20 protein-coding genes and 1 pseudogene are annotated in these 21,493 nt (G+C 61.0%); 8 read left to right on the forward strand and 13 right to left on the reverse strand.

Annotation, left to right across the window (positions count from 1 at the left end; translation table 11 throughout):
- From OA90_RS28470 to OA90_RS04500, 5 genes and pseudogenes are all read right to left on the reverse strand, one after another.
- Positions 1 to 212: pseudogene (locus OA90_RS28470) on the reverse strand (IS630 family transposase); the annotation flags it as partial.
- 104 nt (positions 213 to 316) lie between these two features.
- On the reverse strand, positions 317 to 1,354 hold the full coding sequence (locus OA90_RS04485) for an esterase-like activity of phytase family protein (RefSeq protein WP_068407953.1): 1,038 nt from the start codon (positions 1,352 to 1,354) through the stop codon (positions 317 to 319).
- Positions 1,355 to 1,371: 17 nt separating this feature from the next.
- Positions 1,372 to 3,288, reverse strand: coding sequence for a cobaltochelatase subunit CobT (gene cobT / locus OA90_RS04490; protein WP_068407955.1), 1,917 nt, complete (start codon positions 3,286 to 3,288; stop codon positions 1,372 to 1,374).
- A gap of 38 nt (positions 3,289 to 3,326) precedes the next feature.
- Positions 3,327 to 4,313, reverse strand: a complete 987-nt coding sequence (gene cobS / locus OA90_RS04495) for a cobaltochelatase subunit CobS (RefSeq protein WP_068407958.1) — start codon at positions 4,311 to 4,313, stop codon at positions 3,327 to 3,329.
- A 67-nt stretch (positions 4,314 to 4,380) separates the two neighbouring features.
- The gene (locus OA90_RS04500) at positions 4,381 to 4,971 is read right to left on the reverse strand and encodes a DnaJ domain-containing protein (protein ID WP_068407964.1); all 591 of its coding nucleotides are present in this window, start codon (positions 4,969 to 4,971) and stop codon (positions 4,381 to 4,383) included.
- Positions 4,972 to 5,149: 178 nt separating this feature from the next.
- On the opposite strand from OA90_RS04500, the gene OA90_RS04505 reads away from it, so the two are divergent.
- Positions 5,150 to 5,449, forward strand: coding sequence for a BolA family protein (locus OA90_RS04505; protein ID WP_068407966.1), 300 nt, complete (start codon positions 5,150 to 5,152; stop codon positions 5,447 to 5,449).
- 312 nt (positions 5,450 to 5,761) lie between these two features.
- Here the strand turns inward: OA90_RS04505 and OA90_RS04510 are convergent, their stop codons facing one another.
- Genes OA90_RS04510 through OA90_RS29440 form a run of 3 tightly spaced genes read right to left on the reverse strand, consistent with a single transcriptional unit; the run spans position 5,762 to position 8,883 of the window.
- Positions 5,762 to 7,114 carry an HlyC/CorC family transporter gene (locus OA90_RS04510; RefSeq protein ID WP_082836845.1) on the reverse strand — a complete coding sequence of 451 codons (1,353 nt, stop codon included), beginning with the start codon at positions 7,112 to 7,114 and terminating at the stop codon, positions 5,762 to 5,764.
- Positions 7,111 to 8,265, reverse strand: coding sequence for a 3-dehydroquinate synthase (aroB, locus tag OA90_RS29435; RefSeq protein ID WP_068407968.1), 1,155 nt, complete (start codon positions 8,263 to 8,265; stop codon positions 7,111 to 7,113). Before aroB ends, OA90_RS04510 begins: the two co-directional genes overlap by 4 nt.
- Positions 8,266 to 8,283: 18 nt before the next feature.
- Positions 8,284 to 8,883, reverse strand: coding sequence for a shikimate kinase (locus OA90_RS29440; RefSeq protein ID WP_199823614.1), 600 nt, complete (start codon positions 8,881 to 8,883; stop codon positions 8,284 to 8,286).
- Positions 8,884 to 9,073: 190 nt separating this feature from the next.
- On the opposite strand from OA90_RS29440, the gene OA90_RS28970 reads away from it, so the two are divergent.
- From OA90_RS28970 to OA90_RS04530, 3 genes are all read left to right on the forward strand, one after another.
- The gene (locus OA90_RS28970; RefSeq protein ID WP_170107213.1) at positions 9,074 to 9,217 is read left to right on the forward strand and encodes a hypothetical protein; all 144 of its coding nucleotides are present in this window, start codon (positions 9,074 to 9,076) and stop codon (positions 9,215 to 9,217) included.
- Complete coding sequence (gene xerD / locus OA90_RS04525) at positions 9,217 to 10,140, forward strand: site-specific tyrosine recombinase XerD (protein ID WP_068407974.1); 924 nt, start codon at positions 9,217 to 9,219, stop codon at positions 10,138 to 10,140. Before OA90_RS28970 ends, xerD begins: the two co-directional genes overlap by 1 nt.
- Before the next feature lie 78 nt (positions 10,141 to 10,218).
- Positions 10,219 to 11,847: an AMP-binding protein gene (locus OA90_RS04530; protein ID WP_068407976.1), complete on the forward strand. Its 1,629-nt coding sequence runs from the start codon at positions 10,219 to 10,221 to the stop codon at positions 11,845 to 11,847.
- A gap of 13 nt (positions 11,848 to 11,860) precedes the next feature.
- Here the strand turns inward: OA90_RS04530 and OA90_RS04535 are convergent, their stop codons facing one another.
- From OA90_RS04535 to OA90_RS04545, 3 genes are all read right to left on the reverse strand, one after another.
- Positions 11,861 to 12,994: a GNAT family N-acetyltransferase gene (locus OA90_RS04535; protein WP_068407980.1), complete on the reverse strand. Its 1,134-nt coding sequence runs from the start codon at positions 12,992 to 12,994 to the stop codon at positions 11,861 to 11,863.
- The gene (locus tag OA90_RS04540; RefSeq protein ID WP_068408689.1) at positions 12,984 to 14,357 is read right to left on the reverse strand and encodes a lipopolysaccharide biosynthesis protein; all 1,374 of its coding nucleotides are present in this window, start codon (positions 14,355 to 14,357) and stop codon (positions 12,984 to 12,986) included. The genes OA90_RS04535 and OA90_RS04540 overlap by 11 nt, the downstream gene beginning before the upstream one ends.
- 443 nt (positions 14,358 to 14,800) lie before the next feature.
- Positions 14,801 to 15,199 (reverse strand): YchJ family metal-binding protein, encoded by a 399-nt coding sequence (locus tag OA90_RS04545; RefSeq protein WP_068407982.1) that lies wholly within the window; start codon positions 15,197 to 15,199, stop codon positions 14,801 to 14,803.
- A 103-nt stretch (positions 15,200 to 15,302) separates the two neighbouring features.
- Between OA90_RS04545 and OA90_RS04550 the strand changes: the two genes are divergently transcribed.
- On the forward strand, positions 15,303 to 16,274 hold the full coding sequence (locus tag OA90_RS04550; RefSeq protein WP_068407984.1) for an endonuclease/exonuclease/phosphatase family protein: 972 nt from the start codon (positions 15,303 to 15,305) through the stop codon (positions 16,272 to 16,274).
- A 9-nt stretch (positions 16,275 to 16,283) separates the two neighbouring features.
- On the opposite strand, the gene OA90_RS04555 is transcribed toward OA90_RS04550, so the two are convergent.
- Positions 16,284 to 16,634 carry a cytochrome c gene (locus OA90_RS04555; protein WP_068407985.1) on the reverse strand — a complete coding sequence of 117 codons (351 nt, stop codon included), beginning with the start codon at positions 16,632 to 16,634 and terminating at the stop codon, positions 16,284 to 16,286.
- A gap of 226 nt (positions 16,635 to 16,860) precedes the next feature.
- Between OA90_RS04555 and ggt the strand changes: the two genes are divergently transcribed.
- The 3 genes from ggt (at position 16,861) to OA90_RS04570 (ending at position 20,692) form a co-directional block, all read left to right on the forward strand.
- Complete coding sequence (ggt, locus tag OA90_RS04560; protein WP_068407986.1) at positions 16,861 to 18,606, forward strand: gamma-glutamyltransferase; 1,746 nt, start codon at positions 16,861 to 16,863, stop codon at positions 18,604 to 18,606.
- Positions 18,607 to 18,766: 160 nt separating this feature from the next.
- Positions 18,767 to 19,552 (forward strand): ThuA domain-containing protein, encoded by a 786-nt coding sequence (locus OA90_RS04565; protein ID WP_068407987.1) that lies wholly within the window; start codon positions 18,767 to 18,769, stop codon positions 19,550 to 19,552.
- Positions 19,553 to 19,618: 66 nt separating this feature from the next.
- Positions 19,619 to 20,692, forward strand: a complete 1,074-nt coding sequence (locus OA90_RS04570) for a Gfo/Idh/MocA family oxidoreductase (RefSeq protein ID WP_068407988.1) — start codon at positions 19,619 to 19,621, stop codon at positions 20,690 to 20,692.
- A 365-nt stretch (positions 20,693 to 21,057) separates the two neighbouring features.
- Here the strand turns inward: OA90_RS04570 and OA90_RS04575 are convergent, their stop codons facing one another.
- Positions 21,058 to 21,486 carry a universal stress protein gene (locus tag OA90_RS04575; RefSeq protein WP_068407990.1) on the reverse strand — a complete coding sequence of 143 codons (429 nt, stop codon included), beginning with the start codon at positions 21,484 to 21,486 and terminating at the stop codon, positions 21,058 to 21,060.
- Positions 21,487 to 21,493: the final 7 nt, after the last annotated feature.

Below are 21,493 nucleotides of genomic sequence, written 5' to 3' on the forward strand. Positions count from 1 at the left end.
TCGGGGCCTTTTGCATTGAAACGCAAGACCCAGTCGCGGATCACCTGGACCGTCACGCCGCCGACCGCACCCGCATCGCTGCGCAAGCCGCCGTCATAGATCACTGCAAGCGCCAAAAGGCGCCGTGTTTGATCGGCATTCACCGAGCCACGGGCTAGATGACGAAGGGTTGGAGCATCAAAGTCATCTCGAAGACGGATAGGGGCGGACATGGCAAACTCCTCATGTTCCCCATCAGGAATCATATTCGCGAAACTTTGGGAATCCAAAAGAGTCGTCAAATTCGTCGCTTGGTATTACAAAGCTGCCCTGTCGCCTAATCTTCCAGACGGAACCTCAACAGGATCGTCCGTTGAAGAAACGACCTGTTGTCGTCGGACAGCAGGGTCAGGATTGTTTCGCCGGCCTCGTTCCGGTGCACGGCCAGCGCTTCCATATTGTCGATCTGATAGCCGAAATCCGCTTCAAGCAGCAATTCACCCTCCAGGAGGGCATCCGGACGAATGGATTCGCCCGGGAAGCGGCGCAGCCGCAGACCGATCAGGTCGAGCAGCGTGAACCGGCGCTCCACAAGCAACAGATCGCCGTCGGGCAGATAGGCCGCGTCCGTGGCATCGAACCCGTCATGCCGGCGGATGCTGAACCTGTCCGTCCCCTTCTGCCCGATGATGTAACCGTCAAGAACGTTCCCGTCATTGGTTGAGGTTTCAGCAACCGCAATCAGGCTGCCCGCAACGGAGCTGCCGTGTGGGGCGATCGCCAGCGCTTCCAGCCCGGTGTTTCGAGGAAGCATGCGAATATCCTCCACAAGCTTCACTTCGCCGAGCATGCGCTCCTTGCCGGTTGCCAGAGGCCAGGGGTAACGGTAGATCGCGTTCTTGGTTTCGGCGGTTACGTAAAGATCGGAGCCGTCCAGTGCCAGGGCTTCCGTGTCGTGCCCCCAGCGGGCCTTGAGGGTCTTGCCGTCAGCACCGAGCAGCGGCGCCATGCGGACGCCGGAAACATCCAGCGGTGTCCCTTCCGCTGTCTGTGCAATCCGGCCACTCACCCAATGACCGTGGTCGGTCACCGCGAGGAAGGCGCTCCCGCCATCGAGACTGATAAGTCCGGAAAGTCCCCCGATCTCCCGATCGGACGCCAGCAGCTCCAACCCGCCGAGAAATGTCAGCTTGCCGAAAGTCCGCTCTTCACGGCCGATCTGGAAGATGTCGATTGCCTTGGTCCGGACATTGACGGGCTTTCCCTGGCTCAACGGTTCGTCGGCAAACCCGGCGGCCGGCGCGGCAAGCACCGTGGCGAACACGGCCAGGGCAGTGGCGGGTTTCAGAAAATGCCGGAACCGTCTTCCCGTCATGCGTTGCGCCGTGCCGATTACCGGCGGCCGGCGCGGCGGCGCCCGCGTGACTGGGGGTCCTGCTGGACGTTGTCGTCAAAGAGATTGGCCAGCTGGTCGGTCATCGCTCCGGCCAGTTCCTCCGCATCGACGATGGTCACCGCCCGCTGGTAGTAGCGCGTGACGTCGTGGCCGATGCCGATGGCAATCAGTTCGACCGGGGATCTGGTCTCGATTTCCTCGATCATATAGCGCAGGTGGCGCTCCAGATAATTACCCGGGTTCACCGACAGCGTCGTGTCGTCCACCGGCGCCCCGTCGGAGATCATCATCAGGATGCGGCGCTGTTCGGGACGCGCCATCAGCCGGTCGTGTGCCCACATCAGCGCCTCGCCGTCGATATTCTCCTTCAGCAGTCCTTCGCGCATCATCAGGCCGAGATTGCGCCGGGCCCGCCGCCACGGCGCGTCCGCGGATTTGTAGATAATATGCCGCAGATCGTTCAACCGTCCGGGTGTCGGCGGTTTGCCGGCGCCTATCCAGCTTTCCCGCGACTGTCCGCCTTTCCACGCCTTGGTGGTGAAACCGAGGATCTCCACCTTCACGCCGCAGCGTTCCAGCGTCCGTGCCAGGATATCTGCGCAGGTCGCGGCGACGGTGATCGGCCGGCCGCGCATGGAACCGGAATTGTCGAGAAGCAGCGTCACGACCGTATCGCGGAAATTCGTGTCCCGCTCCTGTTTGAACGCCAGGGGAGCCATCGGGTCGGTCACCGCGCGCGTCAGCCGCGCCGTGTCCAACAGGCCTTCCTCCAGATCGAAATCCCAGGCCCGGTTCTGCTGCGCCATCAGCTTGCGCTGAAGGCGGTTGGCAAGCCGGGCGACGGCGCCCTGAAGCGGCGTCAGCTGTTTGTCCAGAAAACCGCGAAGACGGTCGAGCTCCGCCATATCGCACAGCTCTTCGGCGGTGACGGTCTCGTCGAACTGATGGGTGAAGACCCGGTAATCAGTTTCCGGCCGATTGCTGAAGGGCGAATTGGGCCGATCACTTTCGCCCGGCTCCTCCGCGTCCTCGGCCATGTCCTGGTCGGCGAAGTCATCCATATCGGCTTCGGCGGCTTCCGTGTCGCCGCTGTCCTGCTCCTCGCCGGAAAGCTCCATTTCCTGGGGAGCGGCTTCCTGGTCGCCACTGTCCTCTTCGCCGTCTTCGCCGCTTTCGGCTTCGTCGTTGTCGCCCTGATCCTCGTTCTGATCGGGATCCGTGTCCTCGTCCCGGTCACCGATCTCGTCGGCCATGTCGAGAGATCTGAGCACATCGCGCAGACGATCTGCAAAGAGGTTCTGGTCTTCCACTTCCGCTTCGAGCTTGTCGAGATCGTCGCCGGCCTTTTCCTCGATCCAGCCGCGCCACATATCGACGAGCTTTCGTGCGCTTGCCGGCGGCTCGGCGCCGGTAAGCCGCTCGCGCACCATCAGCGACAGCGCATCCTGAAGCGGCGCGTCCTCGCGGCTGGCAATATCGGGCGCACCGGATTTGCGGAACCGGTCGTCCAGCATCACCGCCAGATTGTCGGCAACGCCCTGCATCCGCCGTGCGCCGACGGCCTCGCAGCGCGCCTGCTCGAGGGCCTCGAAGATCGCCCGCCCTTCCGCGCCCTGCGGCATGTTCTTGGCATGCAGTGCCTTGTCGTGGCAGGCGATGCGCAGTGCCATGGAATCGGAAAGACCCCGCGTCACGGCAATTTCATGCGCATTCACCTTGCGCGACGGCTCGGGCAAACGGGCGGACAGGCCACTGAGGCCGGGACGGTCTCCGGAGAAAATCACCTCCAGTTCCGCTTCGCCTGAAATCGCGCGCATGGTGCCGCTCACCGACTGCTTGAACGGCTCGGTGGTCGGTGCGGGCTTGTTGCCCGGAAGGGAATTGTTGCCCGGCCTGGCCCGTGTTTCACGCACTTGCTAAGCCCTCACTTGCACTGGGTGCCATGGGACCCTCAGCTCATCACCACGTTGACGGACGATTCCGGCAGCTCCTCACCGAAGCAGCGCTGATAGAACTCGGCCACCAGGGACTGCTCCATGTCATCGCATTTGTTGAGGAAGGTCAGGCGGAAGGAAAAGCCGATATCGCCAAAGATCTCGGCGTTTTCAGCCCAGGTGATCACCGTCCGCGGGCTCATGACCGTGGAAAGGTCGCCGTTGACAAAGGCGTTCCGGGTCATATCCGCGAGACGCACCATCTTGGAGACGGTCTGGCGGCCTTCATCCGTGCGGAAATGTTTGGCCTTGGCCAGAACAATGTCGACCTCATTGTCATGCGGCAGATAATTCAGTGTGGTGACGATCGACCAGCGGTCCATCTGCGCCTGGTTGATCTGCTGCGTGCCGTGATAAAGGCCGGAGGTATCGCCCAGACCCACCGTGTTGGCCGTGGCGAACAGGCGGAACGCGGGATGCGGGCGAATGACGCGGCTCTGGTCGAGCAGCGTCAGGCGGCCGGAAGATTCCAGAATGCGCTGGATCACGAACATCACGTCCGGCCGGCCGGCGTCATATTCGTCGAAGACCAGCGCGACGTTGTGCTGGTAGGCCCAGGGCAGGATGCCGTCCTTGAATTCCGTCACCTGCTGGCCGTCCTTCAAGACAATCGCATCCTTGCCGACAAGGTCGATTCGCGAGATATGGCTGTCCAGGTTGACGCGGATACAAGGCCAGTTGAGACGGGCGGCGACCTGCTCGATGTGCGTCGATTTGCCCGTGCCGTGATAGCCGGTCACCATAACGCGGCGGTTGTGCGCAAAGCCGGCGAGAATCGCCAATGTTGTCGCCCGGTCGAACAGGTAATCTTCGTCTCGCTCAGGTACATGCTCGGACGGCGCGGAAAATGCCGGTACCTTGAGGCCGGAGTTGAAACCGAAAACCTCTTCCACGGAAACTTCAGTATCCGGCATGGCGATGGCCGCAGTCGTCGTCTCTGTCATCAGTCCTCCGCAGTCCCGTAATTCTCGGGAAGGGTCAATTGGGGGAAGCCGGCAGGACCCTGCAGGCTCAAAGGAAACCGGCTTTTTTCAGGACATTATAGGCCTGAATGATCTCCCGCAGGCGGTCTTCGGAAGACCTGTCACCGCCATTGGCGTCCGGATGGTTCAATTTCACAAGCTCCTTATAGCGCGCTTTTATCTCGGTGCCACGGGCTGTGTAAGCCAGATTGAGCACATCCAGTGAGCGTTTTTCAAGCGCGAGCAGCTTTCTTTGGCGCGGACGATGGGCTTGCGCGGCTCTGCGCTGCGCATTTGTCCGCGTGTCGGCGCGGGTATCATGCCCGTCAGGGCCTTCGGCCGCCTCCCGGTTCACGCCCATCTTCCAAGTCGGACGATGGCCGGTCAGGCTGTCCTTGTGATAGGAGCGCACATCGTCGTCGCCCATTCCGTTGAAATAATTGTAGGACTTGTTGTACTCGCGAACGTGATCGACACAGAAATTAAAATACTGGCCTTCCCGGTCGCGCCCTTTCGGGGCCTTATGGGTTCCGGGCCTCTTGCATCCCGGATGTTCGCAGACCGGATGTCCGTCCTGCTTTGCCCGTTCCTTGTCCGGTTTGACCCGAATGCTGTCGAAGAGTTTGGATTCCAGTTTCATGCGGTAAGATCTTGAGATCCATCAGGCTGCGGACACACCGCAGGCGATTGCGTTGAACCGGGGGCCGGAGCCAATGTGGCGCCGCGGCTCCCGGACGTCGGAAAGCCCGCTACATTATCAGTCGCAGTTGGGCCAGCAAAGACTTGAACTTTGAAAACAGGGACTCCACGTTAAAAACATGAGCACAAAAGAGATTATTGTCGACAAGCTGACCTCGGCCTTCTCGCCTTCCTACCTCAACGTGGTTGACGAATCCGAAAAGCACCGAGGCCACGGCGGCTGGAGAGAGGGTGGGGAGACCCATTTTCGCGTACAGATCGCCGCTTCCGCGTTCGAAGGCCTGAACCGTCTGGCCCGCCATCGGGCGGTCAACGACGTTCTGGCGGAGGAACTGGCGAATGGCGTCCACGCCCTGGCACTGGAGATCCGCGCCGACAGCGAACCGGACCCGCGCGCGACACGTGTCGCGGACGTCTGATTTCAAACGTTCTCCGGTTGTTACCCACCCACAAGATCCCGGATCCGGCTGGAGAATGAACATGATGCGATGAGACGCGCAAGCAGTCCTGTGAGAACAGCGATCAATATCGCGTAATAGCAGCCCTCGAAACGCTTCTGTTTCCAGTTGCGCACCAACAAGCTATCCGAAAACGACTTGATCAGGAACGCTGTGCCTCCTCCGCCGCGGCAGAATCATCCCCTCTTTCAAGCACCGGCCGAAACTCCTGGGACACGACCCGCGACAACAGCGCGCACGGCGGAAACAGGGTGAGCACGCCCCGGCTCACGTCTACCCGCCCGGTTTTGCTGTCAGGGCATCTGCCGCCGTCGCGGGAGAGACCGGCCCGACAATATGGGTCTTCATGGCCGGGGATTGCCCGAGCGGCATGATCCTCAGCCGGGTTATCCGGTTCTTTTCCCGTCTGAGAACCGTGAAGCGGAAACCGTGGAAGGTAAAGATCTGCCGTTCTTCCGGTATCATCCGGGCCTCGTGGATGACGAGACCGGCGATTGTCGTCGCCTCGTCGTCCGGCAGGTTCCAGTCGGCGGCACGATTGAGGTCACGGATCGGGACTGACCCGTCAACGATCACCGAACCGTCCGCCTGCGGGCGCAGACCTTCCAGTTCGACATCGTGCTCGTCCGCGATCTCCCCGACGATCTCCTCCAGAATATCCTCCAGCGTCACCAGACCCATCACTTCGCCATATTCGTCGACAACGAGCGCGAAGTGCGACTTGTTGCGCAGGAAGGCATTGAGCTGGTCTTTCAGGCTGGTCGTGTCCGGCACGAACCATGCGGGAGCCGCGATATCCAGAATATCGATCTTCCCGGCATCTCCGCCAACAGCATGCAGGGCCCGCAAAAGGTCCTTGGCATGCAGGACACCGACAAAATTGTCGCTCTTGCCCTGCCATAACGGAATGCGTGTGTAAGGTGACGCCAGCGTGGCGTTTACCAGATTGGCGGCATCGTCGTCGGCGTTGAGCGCAACCATGTTTGTCCGGTGCACCATCACGTCGGACACTTCCAGTTCGGCGAGGTCGAGCAGACCGCCGAGACGGTCGCGCTCCCCCTTCTCGATAGCGCCTTCGATATGTTGCAGATCGACAGCGCCGCGCAACTCGTCGAGCGCGGAAAGAATGGACCTGTCGTCGTCAACATTGACCCCGAGGAGTTTCAGGAGGTGGCGGACAATCCACTCCACACCGATCACCACCGGCCCGAAGACCGCCACGACCAGGCGGACAATCGGCGAGACTGCCAGAGCGAACCGCTCCGGGTTGGAAATCGCCCATGTTTTCGGCAGAACCTCGGAAAAAACCAGCACCAGCAAGGTCATCACCAGTGTCGCCAGCGCCACCCCCGCTTCGCCGAAGAGACTCAGAAACACACTTGTCGCAAGGGCAGAGGCCAGAATATTGACGAGATTGTTGCCGAGAAGCAGCGCACCGATCAAACGTTCCCGGGACGCCATCAGACGGTTCGCCACGCCCGCCCGCCAGTCGCCGGTCTTTTCAATCTGATGCAGCCGGGCACGGGACGCGGCGGTCAGCGCCGTTTCCGAGCCGGAAAAGAAACCGGAAAGACCAAGAAGCACAAAAATGGCGGCAATCGCCAGCCAGAGAGTCGTTTCCATCATCCCGCGAGTTTCTCCTTGAGAAATTCCAGAACCTGCGCCGGGTCCACACCCTTTTCGACAAAGGCTTCGCCGATGCCGCGGGTCAGGACGAAGGTCAGGGCACCGCGACTCACCTTCTTGTCCTGCGCGATGATATCCATGAAGGTTTCCGCCGGCGGCAATTGCCCCGGAATCTGATCTGTCCGCACCGGCAGTCCGACATCCGTAAGATGTTTGCGCACCCGCACGGTCGTCTCTTCATCGAGCAGACCGAGCCGCTCGGAAAATTCATGCGCCAGCATCATGCCGATAGAGACCCCTTCGCCATGAACAAGCCGCACCGTTTCGTAGGAGACCGCCGATTCCAGCGCATGGCCGAAGGTATGCCCCAGATTGAGCAGTGCCCGGCGACCGGATTCCAGTTCATCCGCGGCAACGACATCGGCCTTGGCCTGACAGGAGCGGGCAATCGCCTCTTCCCGCTCGGCACCTCCGGAAAAGACCGCCTGCCAGTTGGATTCGAGCCATGCAAAGAAATCCGCGTCGCCAAGCAGACCGTATTTCGCTACTTCCGCATACCCTGCCCGGAACTCGCGGGGGGACAGCGTGTCGAGAATGGCCGTATCGGCCAGCACCAGCGCCGGCTGGTGGAAAGCGCCGATCAGGTTCTTGCCGTGCCGCGAATTGATGCCGGTCTTGCCGCCAACGGAACTGTCCACCTGGGACAGAAGCGTCGTCGGCACCTGAATGAAGGCCATTCCCCGCCGCACAGCGGCTGCGGCGAACCCGGTCAGGTCGCCAACCACACCGCCACCCAGCGCGACGACCGCATCACCGCGTTCCAGCTTCGCGGCCAGGATTTCGTCACACAGCCGCTCGAACTCGCGAAAACACTTGGTGCCCTCGCCGGGCGGAACGGTGATCACCGAATGCTCCAGGCCCGCGGCATTCAGGCTTTTCGTGAAATCCTTGAGATGCAGCCCTGCAACGGTTTCATCCACAACGACCGCCAGACGCGCACCGGGTAGAACCGAAGCGATATCCGCTCCGGCCGTTGCCAGAAGGCCGCGGCCGATCTTGATGTCGTAGCTGCGTTCGCCAAGATCGACGCGCACGACATTCACATCTTCCCCGGATCCGTTTTCAACGTCTGCTAGTGCCGTATCTGCCATGGTGTCACACTTTGAAATTCAGGAAATTGAAGTCTTCGAAAGGCTCCCGCCCTCACCCTGCAACAGGTGGTCAGCGAGTGTTAGGACGATCTGGTCCACCACAGCCTCGTGCGGAACGTCCCTGGACTGCACCGTCATTGCCGCCATTGCGTAGACAGGCTCCCGCTCGGCCAGCAGCTTGCGCATGGTCCCCTCCGGATCAGGATTGCGCAGCAACGGCCGGGTCGCCCTCCGGCGCACCCTGGACATTGCGGTGTCCAGATCCACCTTGAGCCAGATGGAAAGGCCCTGTCCCGCGATCTCCGTGCGGGTCGCCTCACTCATGAAAGCGCCGCCGCCGGTCGCCAGAACCTGAGGGCCTTCGCGCAAAAGCCGGGCGATCACCCGCTCTTCGCCGCTGCGGAAATAGTCTTCGCCATGCTCGGCGAAAATCTCGGAAATTGTCATGTTGGCAGCACGTTCGATTTCACTGTCCGCATCGACGAATTCCAGCCCGAGCCGGTGTGCGAGGCGCTTACCGACCGTCGACTTCCCGCACCCCATGATGCCGACGAGAACGATAGATCGGCGCCCAAGGGCCTGAACGAGCCGGGCGAGGTCGACGGATTGTGCTGTCATTCCCGCGTCGCCTTCTTCGGGGCTCCGTATCGTGTCGTTTTCTTTCATTGCGGCGTTGTAACATATTCCGCGAAAAAGACACGGGGGGAACGCGGGAAGTTGTCGTTATCTGATCCCTTGCGCCCGCCGCTCGCTTGCTGAAACAATTCGGCATCCGATTCGCCGAATGCTACGATCCGGGAGATCCGACGTGCCGACCCTGACACGATTGCTGTTTGCACTGCTTCTGCTGGGCGCGCTCGGGTATGGGGCGATTTATTCGCTGGCGAATTTTGTCGACCCGCGCGAGCGGGAAATCACGGTTCGTGTCAAGAAAGACGGTTTTGGCCGCTGATGGCTACTGATTTCGATCTGGAAAATTTTCTGGAAATGCTGGCCGCCGAACGCGGCGCGGCCGAGAACACCCTTGATGGATACCGGCGGGATCTGGAGGATTTCTCGGGATTTCTCGGTGGCAGAACGCTGGCCGCCGCCCACTCCGAGGACATCTCCGCCTATCTGGGTGACCTCGTTCGGCGCGGTTTCGCCGAAACCTCGCAGGCACGCCGGCTTTCGGCGCTGAAACAATTCTACAAGTTTCTGTATGCGGAAGGCAGCCGGGAGGACGATCCGACCCGCACCCTGTCCGCGCCAAAGAAACGCGGCAGTCTGCCCAAGGTGCTCTCGATGGACGAGGTCGACACCTTGATCGAGACGGCTCGGGCCGAGACAGTAAGGCCCCAGAAAAGCGCTGCTGCCCGCCTGCGTGTCCAGCGCATGTACACGCTGATCGAAACCCTTTACGCAACCGGCCTCAGGGTCTCCGAACTGGTTGCCCTGCCGGTGTCGGCCGCCTTGCGCGACGCGCGCCTGATCGAAGTCAGGGGCAAGGGCGGAAAGGAACGATTGGTTCCGCTGTCCCGGGCAGCCCAGGCGGCCATGAAGGATTATGTCGGGTTGCGCGCCGCCGAGGGCGCTCATGAAAAAAGCCCCTGGCTGTTCCCGTCACACGGCGGCAGCGGACATCTGACCCGGCAACATTTTGCCCGCGACCTGAAGCACCTTGCAGCCTCTGCCGGGCTCGACGCCTCAAAGGTTTCCCCACACGTCCTGCGCCACGCCTTCGCCTCGCATCTCCTGCAGAACGGAGCTGACCTGCGTGTGGTGCAACAACTTCTGGGACATGCGGATATTTCCACCACGCAGATCTACACCCATGTTCTCGATGAACGCTTACGGGAGCTGGTCGAAAGCGCGCATCCGCTGGCCAAAAAGTGACAGCCGGAGCTCTATTGCGCTGCAGCATTCTCCACACTAAACTCCGCTGCCTAATTTTTTAGCACTGGAATCCGATCTATGCTGCAGCCCGCCGGCGACTATGACTCGCTGAAAGCCCGTTTCCGTTGGTCCTTGCCGAATACATACAATATGGCCGGCGCTGTGAACGACCGGTGGGCGGTGAGCGACCCGGACCGTCTTGCCATACGCCACGTGCTGTCGGACGGCTCGCTTCAGGACTGGAGCCATCAGGCTTTGAACCGGGCGGCGAACCGCTTTGCCAATGCCCTTCAGGCGCAGGGCATCCGGCGTGGCGACAGGGTGGCGTTGCTCATGCCGCAGATCCCGCAAACGGCGATTGGCCATCTTGCCGCCTATAAGCTCGGTGCGATTGCAGTGCCGCTGGCGTCCCTCTTCGGACGTGAGGCCTTGCGCTACCGCCTTTTGGACTCCGGTGCCAGGGCGCTTGTCACCGACAACGCGGGCCTTGCCAAGCTGGCGGAAATCCGCAGCGACCTTCCCGGCCTCGAGTTGGTTGTCTCGGTGGATGGGCCGGAATCCGGAGTGCATGCCTTCGAAGATCTCCTGTCCGCGGCATCCGACAGCTTCGAGACCCTGCAAACCTCGCCGGACGATCCAGCGCTGATTATCTATACCTCGGGCACGACAGGCCAGCCCAAGGGCGTCCTGCACGGTCACCGCGTGTTGGCCGGCCATATGCCTGGCATCGAACTGTCGCAGAATTTTCTCGGCCGGAGCGGAGATATCCTTTGGACGCCGGCCGACTGGGCCTGGGCCGGTGGCCTTTTGAACGCCCTATTTCCCGCACTGGCGCTCGGCGTGCCCGTGGTTTGCCATGCGTCCAGAAAATTCGATCCGGAATTCGCCTTTCGTCTTCTCGAACAACAGGCCATCCGCAATGTGTTCATTCCACCAACGGCCTTGAAAATGCTGCGCAGTGTCGACGCCCCAGGCAAGCGCTTCAAGCTTGACTGGCGCAGCGTCGGCTCGGCCGGTGAGACACTCGGCCGGGAAACCTATGACTGGTTCGCCGAAGAATTCGGCTTTCCGGTTAATGAGTTTTACGGCCAGACCGAATGCAACGCCGTTCTTGGATCCGCGTCGGAAATCGGTGTCAGCCGGTCCGGAGCTATCGGCAAGGCGACACCCGGCCACGAGGTGGCGATTGTGGATGACGCCGGAATGCCCCTACCGCCGGAGACACCCGGCCAGATTGCCGTCAGGCGGCCCGATCCGGTGATGTTCCTGAAATACTGGAACAAGCCGGAGGCAACCGCTGAAAAGTTCATCGGCGACTGGATGATCACCGGAGATCAGGGGGTGATCGATGAGGATGGTTATGTTCATTTCATCGGCCGCGACGACGACATCATCACCTCCGCGAGTTACCGGATCGGGCCGGGTGAAATCGAGGATTGCCTGATCAAACACCCATCCGTGGCGCTGGCCGCCGCCATCGGCAAACCCGATCCGCTGCGCACGGAAATCGTGAAGGCCTATGTCGTTCTGAACCCCGGGGTATCCGGGGGCAAGACGCTGGAGGACAGTATCCGCGCATTCGTCCGTGAGCGTCTGTCCGCCCATGAATATCCGCGCGAGATCGCATTCGTGGAGGCCTTGCCGATGACCACTACCGGCAAGATCATCCGCCGGGAGCTTCGCGAGCAGGCGAGGCGGGAACTGTAGGGTATTCGGCCGATCAGGCCCTTCCAAGACGTTTCTTGACCGCCCGGAGGCTCCGGCGCAATGCGCGCTTTGCATTCAGGTCCGCATCGCCGAGGACTGCCTTCAGATGTCCCACGGTCCCCAGCGAGGCCAGCAGCGTCGCGGTTTCAACGCGACCCCGCCAGAGCGGCTCGATCATGGAATGGCCGGGAACTGCCAGGGAATCTGCGCCCTTGAACCCCGGCATGTCCAGATTTTCCCGCAGCGCATGCAGCGTGATCTGCGCGCCTGGAGAAAAGCGCGCCCGGTTCTCGTCGAAGGCGATCTTCCAGGAAAAGACACGCCCCCGATCTTGAATGAGCACAAGCGCTGCAACCAACGTATCGCCGACCTTGAGCTGATCGATGCGTACGCCGTCCCCGGCAGCAAGGTTGGCGATTGCGGATCTGGAGAAGGCTTCGGTCTGCGGACGGCTTGACAGCGCTGTTCCCGACCTGCCCTTCCACCCCGAGGCCTCCAGTCGGAGAAAAGCGTCGAAGGCAGCCGGCACGGCCTGACCGGTCAGGCTTTCAAAACTTAATTCATGTTCATCCCCGAGACGGCGCAGCAGCCTGCGCATTTCCTTGCGCCTTTTGCCGCTGAAGGCGGCCTGCAACTGCTCTTGGCCTTTGGGACCCGCATCATGACCCGATCGCTTTTCCTGCGCTGTGACCGTTATCCGCACCGCGTTGGTTCCACACAGATGCGAAGCTGTTTGCGAGGCGAGCGGCAGATAGGGAATGGCAAGCAGCGCTCCGGATCCGGCAGCGCCCTTGAGAAAGGCGGCAACGGCATCCGGCCCGGCCTGCGGGTGCATGAGGGGCGTACCGAGTGGAGAATAATCCGTCGCCCAGACCGTGGCGGCAGCGAACGTGAGCCCGAGACGGCGCCGGCCCACGGGAGCGGCCATCAGCCAGACACCCGTCCTGCCGTCACGGACGACGGCAAGCCGAACCGGCCGATGTTCCATATGCCGCAGATAGGGGCACAGAAACGCCGGACTGAAAAACGGATTCGGATCGAGCGCATCATTGCACAACTGCCGCCAGACGCCGGGCGGCAGGTCTTCATTCAAAGGATCGAAGAAACAGAACTCCGGTTCCGGTGGAGCAATCGAATCACGGGTCAACCGGCCGCTCCCTGGTTACGAAGAGGAGGGGTACGACGAATGTCGTGATATGAAGCTTGCGTCTTACCGTCAGCGCAAGAGCCGCAGCCTCGAAGAAGATGGCGCAACTCGTGGCGATTGCCGCGCCTGCAAGACCCAGCAACGGGATCAGGGCGAGGTTGAAAACAACGTTCATCAGGAAGGTTGCCGCATAAATCACGGCACAGGACTTCTGGTGCCCGGTCATGGTCAACAAAGCATCCGCCGGACCGACGGATGCCCGGGCAAGGACACCGATCATCAACAGTGCGATCAGCGGATAACCGCTTTCAAAGCCACTGCCGAACATGCGCAGCAGCAGCGGCGCGATCAGCAGCAACCCCGCACCGGCGGCAAGAGACGGCCAGAAGGTCCAGTGTGTCGCCTGGCGGACATAATCGGCAAGGCCGGCCCGATCATCATTGTGCAGATAACCGGAAAACCGGTGCGCTGAAGCCGATCTCACCGCGAAATAGACGAAATGGACGAGGGCAAGGGTCTTGGAAGCGGCGAAATAGACCGCCACCTTGTCCGGGTCTTCAAAGAAACTGATCATGATGACGTCGGCACTGGTGATCAGTTGCAGGAACCCGTCCACCAGAAGCATCGGCGCGGAAACCGCCAGCCAGAACTTCAGGTCGACCTTGCGGGGACCGGCCGGAACCTTCGGCGCCAGCCGTCCCTGCAGATGAACATATTGGTAGAGCGCGATCAAAACGGTGGCCGATACGACCGCGACCGTGGCCGTCAGGGCGTCGGTTTGCAGCCCGGCGAGCGCGGCAAGAACAAGCAGCAGCAGAATGGTCAGGGGTCGCCAGATATAGGTGGGCACCATCGCCAGCGCCGGCCAGTCATAACTGCGTGCGATACCATCCTGCACCTGGGCGATTGTGAAGAACGGCAAGGCGAACAAAACGGCAATCAGCGGCAGAACGTAATCGGCATCGATAGCCGAGCGGAACATGAAAACAAGGCCGATCCCGAGCGCACCGGTCACTGTTCCGAGAAAGAAGGCGGTTTGCCGGCTGATACGCAGAAAGCCGCGCAGGCCGTCCATATCGCCGGTCTGCAGATATTGCGGGATAAACCGGCTGGCGGACGTTGAAAACCCGCCACAGGTCATCGCGCCGATGACAATCAGGAAGGTCCATGCAACGGAGTAAATACCGTAATCATGCGCTCCAAGAAGCCGCGCCAGAACGATCTGTGAGAGATAGGCAAGCGCCGCGCCGCCAACACGGATCGCGAACGTCGAAACCGCCATGCGGCCCGCGGTACCCTGGTCCGTCCCACTGCCCCGCAGCAGCGCGGCAGCCTTCGCTGCCTTGCCCAGAGCCTGAGACAAGACGGCGTTTTGAAAAGGTTTTGCCAAGAAAGCCGAAAATCGCAAACACGGATCCTTTTTGAATTCTTGTCCGTATTTGTGACATGAAGGCCTTAATATTCAATGGCGATTGAAATTCCGGCATCCGTATCGATTCACAGATACGTGAACGTGGCGGGCCTGCGAATAGGACCGCCGATGTCCATAACCGCAACACACAGGACGCCTCTGGGAATCCAGGCTTGACGTGCCTTGCCGAATATGGAACAAATAGTGAACATTGATTCGAAGGACCTGCCAACCGCGCAGTATCGGTCCCGACCGATCGAAAAAGTGCAACAGCATTGCGGATGTCGAGGGTTGCCTCCCCTTCTATCCGCAGTTTGGTCCGGCTCCTGCCCCCGCCGCCTTCCGCAGGAGCCGGACATTTTTTCCGGGAAAACGCTCAACCGCTCGCAGGCCAGTTATTCCGGCAGGGCTTCCGCATAGTACCAGCGGCCGGCCTTTTTACGGAAACGGCTAAGTTCCCGGTGCGTGTGCAATGTGCCGCCGGAAAGATATCTTGCTTCGAAAAGAACCGTGCCTTCGCGGTCGCCTTTCCCGCCTTTTTCAGTTGCCAGGACGCGCAAGCCGGTCCAGTGATTTTGAGCCGCCCATCTGGCGGTTTCCAACTCATCAAAGCCATCCTGGTGTTTCGGCCAGAGTGTTTCTTTCAGGTAGGCAATATTCTGTCGGACATAGGCGGTGTATCGCGAGCGCATCAGCGCTTCCGCGGTTTCGGGAAACGCTTCGCCGCCGAGAAAACGCCCGCAGCAGCGATCGATCGGTTCGCCGCCGCCACACGGACAAGGGTCATCGGCCATGCCGGTCTCCTGACATCAAACTTTTTGTTCTCTACCACTGGTTCACAGAACCGTCCCACCGCTAAGGTGTCGGTCCACGTTCCATACGGTCTGGCCCGGCGCAATGAAACTTGCAACCTTCAACATCGAATCCTTCGGCGCCGATCGTTTCGACGCAGCGGCTTTGAAACCGCGAGTGAACGCCCTGCGACCGAGAATACGGGAACTGGATGCCGATATTCTCTGCCTCCAGGAGGTAAACGCACAAAAGGTGACGGGGGCTCCCAGGCGCGGGTTTCCGGCGCTTGACCTGCTGCTCTCGGATACGCCCTACGAGGTCTATCACCTTGCCGCCAGCGAGCGGGCACCGGGCAAGGGACCGGGTGACAGGCACAATCTGGTGGTTCTGTCGCGCTTCCCGATCATATCCGCCGAGAGCCTCTTTCAGGCTCATGCCCATCCGATTCTGTGGCAACCCGGAACGGCCGACCCGGCATATGGTGCACCGCAGGCGATCGAATTCGACCGGCCCGTCCTGAAAACCGAAATCGATATCGGCGTCGGTAAGCCGCTGCATCTTTTCGCGGTTCACCTGCGCGCGCCGATTGCGGCGAATATCCGGGGAGGCAAAACGGACAGCCGCACATGGAAAAGTATTCCGGCCTGGGCGGAAGGCTATCAGCTCTCTGTCCTGAAACAGATCGCGCAGGCCCTGGAACTGCGCCTGGCGGTCGAAGCGCTGCTCGATGCCGATGAGGCAGCGCAGGTGATCCTAGCCGGAGACTTCAATGCCACCGGCGAAACCGGAACCTTGCGTCTCCTGCGCGCCGACCCGGATGACACCACCTCGCCGGACCTTGCCCCGCGCCGGCTTTTCCAGCTTGACGCCTCGCTACCGCTCGACCGGCGCCGGACGATCCTGCACAAGGGCAAGGGTCAGGCGCTCGATCATATCCTTGCAAGCGCAGCAATGACTCACAGGACCATTGATGTCCGGGTCTTCAACGACAATCTGCCCGATGAAATCTTCGACGCCGGCGACCCGGAGATCGCAGGCTCCTTCCATGCCGCGATGCGCGCGGAATTCAATATGTAATGTCCGGGACTACGGCTTGAGCGACGTGATATAGGCGGCGAGATTGGCGATCTCGACATTTCCCAGGTTCATGTCGGGCATCGCCGGATGCGGATCCACCAGGAAGGTCGCCAGACGGTCTTCGGTCCACTCCGGGTCCGCGGCGATGTCGTAAAAGCTGGGCAGCGACGTGCTGGAAACGCTCGGCTGATCCTCGGCGACCAGATGACAGGCGGCACACCAGCGCAGCGCCAGCGCTTTTCCGGCCGTCTCATCGGCTGCCTGTGCGGATGGGGTCAAACCAAACACCGCGGCACCGCTTGCGGCAAACACCGCCCGCAACAGAACGGCAGAAGCCTTGCGTAAAATCATGCGTCCCATGAAGCCTCCTTACGGCAAGCCGCATCCGTGAGTTTTCCGGCAGATGTGGCGCCAGAAAAGGCACTCTACCGGTCCCGGGCGGAGATGCCTTGCGGTGAATCAATCGCACCGTGTGCAGGCAGGCTGCTTCACGTTTGCGTCATGCCAACGCCCCTTGGAATGAACCTGTTGCCTCCCCCGTCGGCATTCTGCACACTTGCACCTGGTCAAAATACCGGAGGGAACCATGCGCCGCCGCCTTGAATCCGTTGTCTGCTCGCTCGCGCTGGCCGCCGCACTCACCTTCGGGCAGGCAGGCTCCCTGACCGCGCAGGAAACCCCAATCTACTCGCTCAAGGACCGGTTTCAGCCGGTTGTCGCGCAAAACGGCATGGTCGCAAGTCAGGAAGCCGTTGCGACCGGTGTCGGCGTGGAAGTCCTCAAGAAGGGTGGCAACGCCGTGGACGCCGCCATCGCCACCGGGTTCGCCCTTGCGGTAACCCTGCCTCGGGCTGGCAACCTCGGCGGCGGCGGCTTCATGCTCATACATATGTCCGAAAGCGGGCAAACCGAGGCGCTCGACTACCGGGAAAAAGCCCCGGCGGCCGCCTTCAAGGACATGTTTCTTGGAGATGACGGCGAACCGGACAACACCAAATCCCGTTTCTCGGGTCTGGCCATCGGTGTTCCGGGAACCGTCGCCGGTTTCGCGCAAGCCCATCAACGCCACGGCAGCGGAAATCTGTCCTGGGCGGAGCTGATCGCGCCGGCGATCGAACTGGCCGAAGACGGCATAACAGTAACGCCCGGCCTGTCCGCCGCCCTGACCGCGGCCATGCCGCGCCTGTCCAGGGATCCGGCAACCGCGGCCGTCTTTTACAAGCAGGGACTGATCGCTCCTCTTCCGGGCGAGGTTCTGAAGCAGCAGGATCTTGCCTCGACCCTGCGCCTGATTGCGGACAAGGGAGCTGAAGGATTTTACGAAGGCGACGTTGCCGCGAGGGTCGCCGACAAGGTTCAGAAAGCCGGCGGCGGCATGACGACAGCGGATCTGGCATCTTATCGGCCGGTCTGGCGCGAGCCCGTCAGCGGTATCTATCGCGGCTATGAAATCGCCTCCATGCCACCGCCCTCCTCCGGTGGTGTTCACATCGTCCAGATCCTCAACATGCTGGAAGCTTTCCCGGTCGCGGAATACGGCCTGAATTCCGCCGACAGCATTCACGCCATGGCCGAAGCCATGCGCCGTGCCTATGCGGACCGGTCGAAATACCTTGGCGACCCCGATTATGTCAGCGTGCCCGTCACTGGCCTGACCGCCCCGGGCTATGCGGCGGAACTGGTGAAGACCATTGGTATGGAGGCGGCAACGCTTTCCGAAGAGATCGGTCCCGACAATCCGCTTCCCTACGAGAGCAACGAAACCACGCATTTTTCCGTCGTCGACAAGGACGGCAACGCGGTTTCGAACACCTATACGCTGAACTTCTCCTATGGCGTTGGCATGATGGCGGACGGCACAGGGGTTCTGCTCAACAACGAGCTGGATGATTTTTCCGCCAAACCGGGTGTTCCCAATGCATACGGACTGATCGGCGGCACGGCCAACGCCATCGAGGCCGGCAAGCGTCCGCTGTCCTCCATGAGCCCGACGCTGGTCTTCCGAGACGGCGAATTCTTTCTGGCCACCGGCTCGCCGGGCGGCAGCCGCATCATCACCACCACGCTGCAGATCATCCTCAATGTCATCGATCACAAGATGAACATCGCCGAGGCAACGGCGGCACCGCGCATTCACCACCAGTGGCTCCCCGACGAAATCCGCATAGAAGAAGGTATCTCACCGGACACGATCGAGCTTCTGGAGAAACGCGGACACAAGATCGAGGTCCGCAATGCGATGGGATCGACCCAGTCGGTCATGAAGGCCGACGGCGTCCTTGCCGGATCTTCCGACCCGCGCCGTGTAGGGGCCCTGACCGCGGGCTATTGAATTTGCCCACGGCCCGAGCCTGCACACCGCCGCGCCTGCCGACTGCCGCTCTCGCCGATTGACAGCCCCGAAGACAGGTGCTAGCGCTATCCAAAGCGCTTTGGATCTCTTTTGCTGCACAAGATCTCATCAGAGTTTCCGCCAACCGGGAGGTACTTTCATGGACATCAGAACCGTGGTCTGGGGCGAGAACGTCCATGAACAGCACAACAGGATCGTAGCCGGCCTCTATCCGGACGGCATGCACCAAAGCATCGCCGATGCGTTGAACACCGACCCGGATATCAGCGCAACGACGGCGACGCTCCAGGATCCCGAACATGGTTTGACGGAGGAGCGGCTTGCCGAAACGGATGTTCTGATCTGGTGGGGCCATGCCGCCCATGGCGATGTCGCCGACGACGTCGTGGAACGGGTGTGCGATGCCGTCTGGTCCGGCATGGGCATGGTGTTTCTGCATTCCGCGCATTTTTCCAAACCCTTCAAGCGCCTGATGGGCAGCCCCTGCAACCTGACATGGCGCGAGGCCGGTGAGCGTGAGCGGCTCTGGGTCACCAGCCGCAACCATCCCATAACCCGGGGTCTGCCGGACAGTTTCGAGCTGGAGATGGAGGAAATGTACGGCGAGCCCTTCGGCGTGCCTGAGCCTCTGGAGACGGTCTTCATCAGCTGGTTCCAGGGCGGCGAGGTTTTCCGCTCGGGGCTGACTTACAAGCGCGGTGCAGGAAACGTCTTCTATTTCCGGCCGGGTCACGAAACCTACCCGACCTATCATGACGCAAACGTGCAAACCGTTCTGAAGAACGGCGTCAAATGGGCCTTCAGTCAGATGGCGCGCGTGAAAGATCCCAATGAGGCTCCGAACGTGCCTGTGGAGGCTGCGCCGGAAAAAATCGAGGAGCGCGGTCCGAAGCTTCATTCGGAAGGCGAGGAAGGGTTTCGCTGATCTGTCGTCCCTCCACCGGATGGAATCAACGTCCGGCCCATGCTCTTGTTGCTATGGAGAACACTTATGGCATCTGCTGCCACCCCGCTCCGGATACTGATCCTTGGCACGGGCAACATGGCCGTCAATCATGTTACGGCCCATCAGAAAATTCCGGGGGTTGAAGTCGTCGCCGGCGTCGACCGGAGGCCGGAGGCCCTGTCGAACTTTTGCGACCGCTTCGCGATCCCGCACAGCTTCGCCACCCTGGAAGAAGCCATCGCCTGGGGGGAATTTGATGCGGTGTCCAACGTCACGCCCGACGCCGCGCATCACGCCACGACCCTCGCATTCCTCAATGCCGGAAAACACGTCCTGTGCGAAAAGCCGCTCGCGACCAATGCGCGGGACGCCCTGGAGATGGCGGATCTTGCGCGGCAGAAGAAGCTGGTCGGCATGGTCAATCTCAGCTACCGCGATGTCGCCGTGCTGCAGAAGGCTGCGTCTCTTGTGGCGGAAGGCACCATCGGCACGTTGCGCCACTTCGAAGCTTCTTATCTGCAAAGCTGGCTGACCCAGCCCGCTTGGGGAGACTGGCGCACGCAGGACCAGTGGCTTTGGCGGCTCTCGACACGTCACGGTTCCAAGGGGGTCCTGGGCGATGTCGGCATCCATATCCTGGATTTCACCACTTTTGCCGCCGGCAGCCGCGTCGACGCGCTGTCCTGCCGTCTGAAAACATTCGACAAGGCGGAGGGCGGCAGGATAGGCGACCATGTTCTGGACGCCAATGACAGTTTCACGCTTCAGGCGGAACTGGAAAACGGTGCTCTTGGCACCATCAGCGCGACCCGTTTCGCCTCCGGCCACCTGAACGACCTGCGCCTCAGGCTCTACGGCGAGGAGGGTGGTCTGGAGGTCCGGTTCGAAAAGCAGATCGGAAGCCTGTGGGTCTGCCGGGATCCCGACCTTGAAACGGCGAACTGGTGTGAGGTGGCCGCAGAGCCGGTTCGCTCAGTCTATGAGCGCTTCGTGTCCGCGATCCGGGAAGATACCGCCGCCGAGCCGGACTTCGACCATGGAGCGGAACTTCAGAAAGCTCTGGATGCCGCCGAACAGTCGCACACGGAAGGAAGTCTGTTCCTGAAGATCGCTGATTGACCCCATACCGGCCGAAGCGAAGTAGCCGATAGAAGCTGCAGCGGAACCCTGGGACCCCGCTGCAGAAGTGGTACTTGAGGCAATGCACCACGGATAGGGCCGCTCATCGAGCCCCTTCCGTAACGCCTGTGGAGTCTACCGTGTTCCCCCTGACACTTCGTTCAGCCCGGAGCACAGGTTTGCCTCAATTTTTAGGCTAACCGGATAATATTCCGCAAAAGGCAGGAAAACGCGCGGTTTCCCGATGGAAACCGAACCCCCTCGTCATTTCGACGGCTAGCATTTTTCGCACTTACAGGACTGGCCCCGGGCCGGCTGTCCAGGGAAAGACCGCCTTTATATCCGGCCATCTGAAAACGGCCGCATCAGTGCCGGACGACATAGACGGACTGTTTGGCATGGCGCACAACGCGCGCCGCGTTGGGACCAAGCAGATAGTCGCCAAGGCCGGGCCGGTGGGCACCGATCACGATAAGGTCACAGTCCAGTTCGTCCGCGACCCTCATGATCTCCGAATAGATCGAGCCGTGGGCGATATGCCCTTTGACTTTCTCCGAAGACGCGGCGTTTTCGGAAAGAAAGCTCTTGAGAGCCGCAAGTGCCCGCTCAAGAACTTTCTCTTCCTCTCCTGGACCGAAATAAGATCCGACGATCGGCATGGAATAGCTCGGCACGACGGTGACGATATGAAGCTCGTCCTTGCGAAGGTTCGCAAGCTCCTCCGCCGTCTTCAAAAGCTGCTTTGCGTCTTCAGCTTCGCCGAGATCGAGCGATACGAGAACTTTTCCAGTCATTGAATTT

It is taken from the genome of Labrenzia sp. OB1, assembly GCF_001624695.1.
Taxonomy (GTDB): Bacteria; Pseudomonadota; Alphaproteobacteria; order Rhizobiales; family Stappiaceae; genus Roseibium.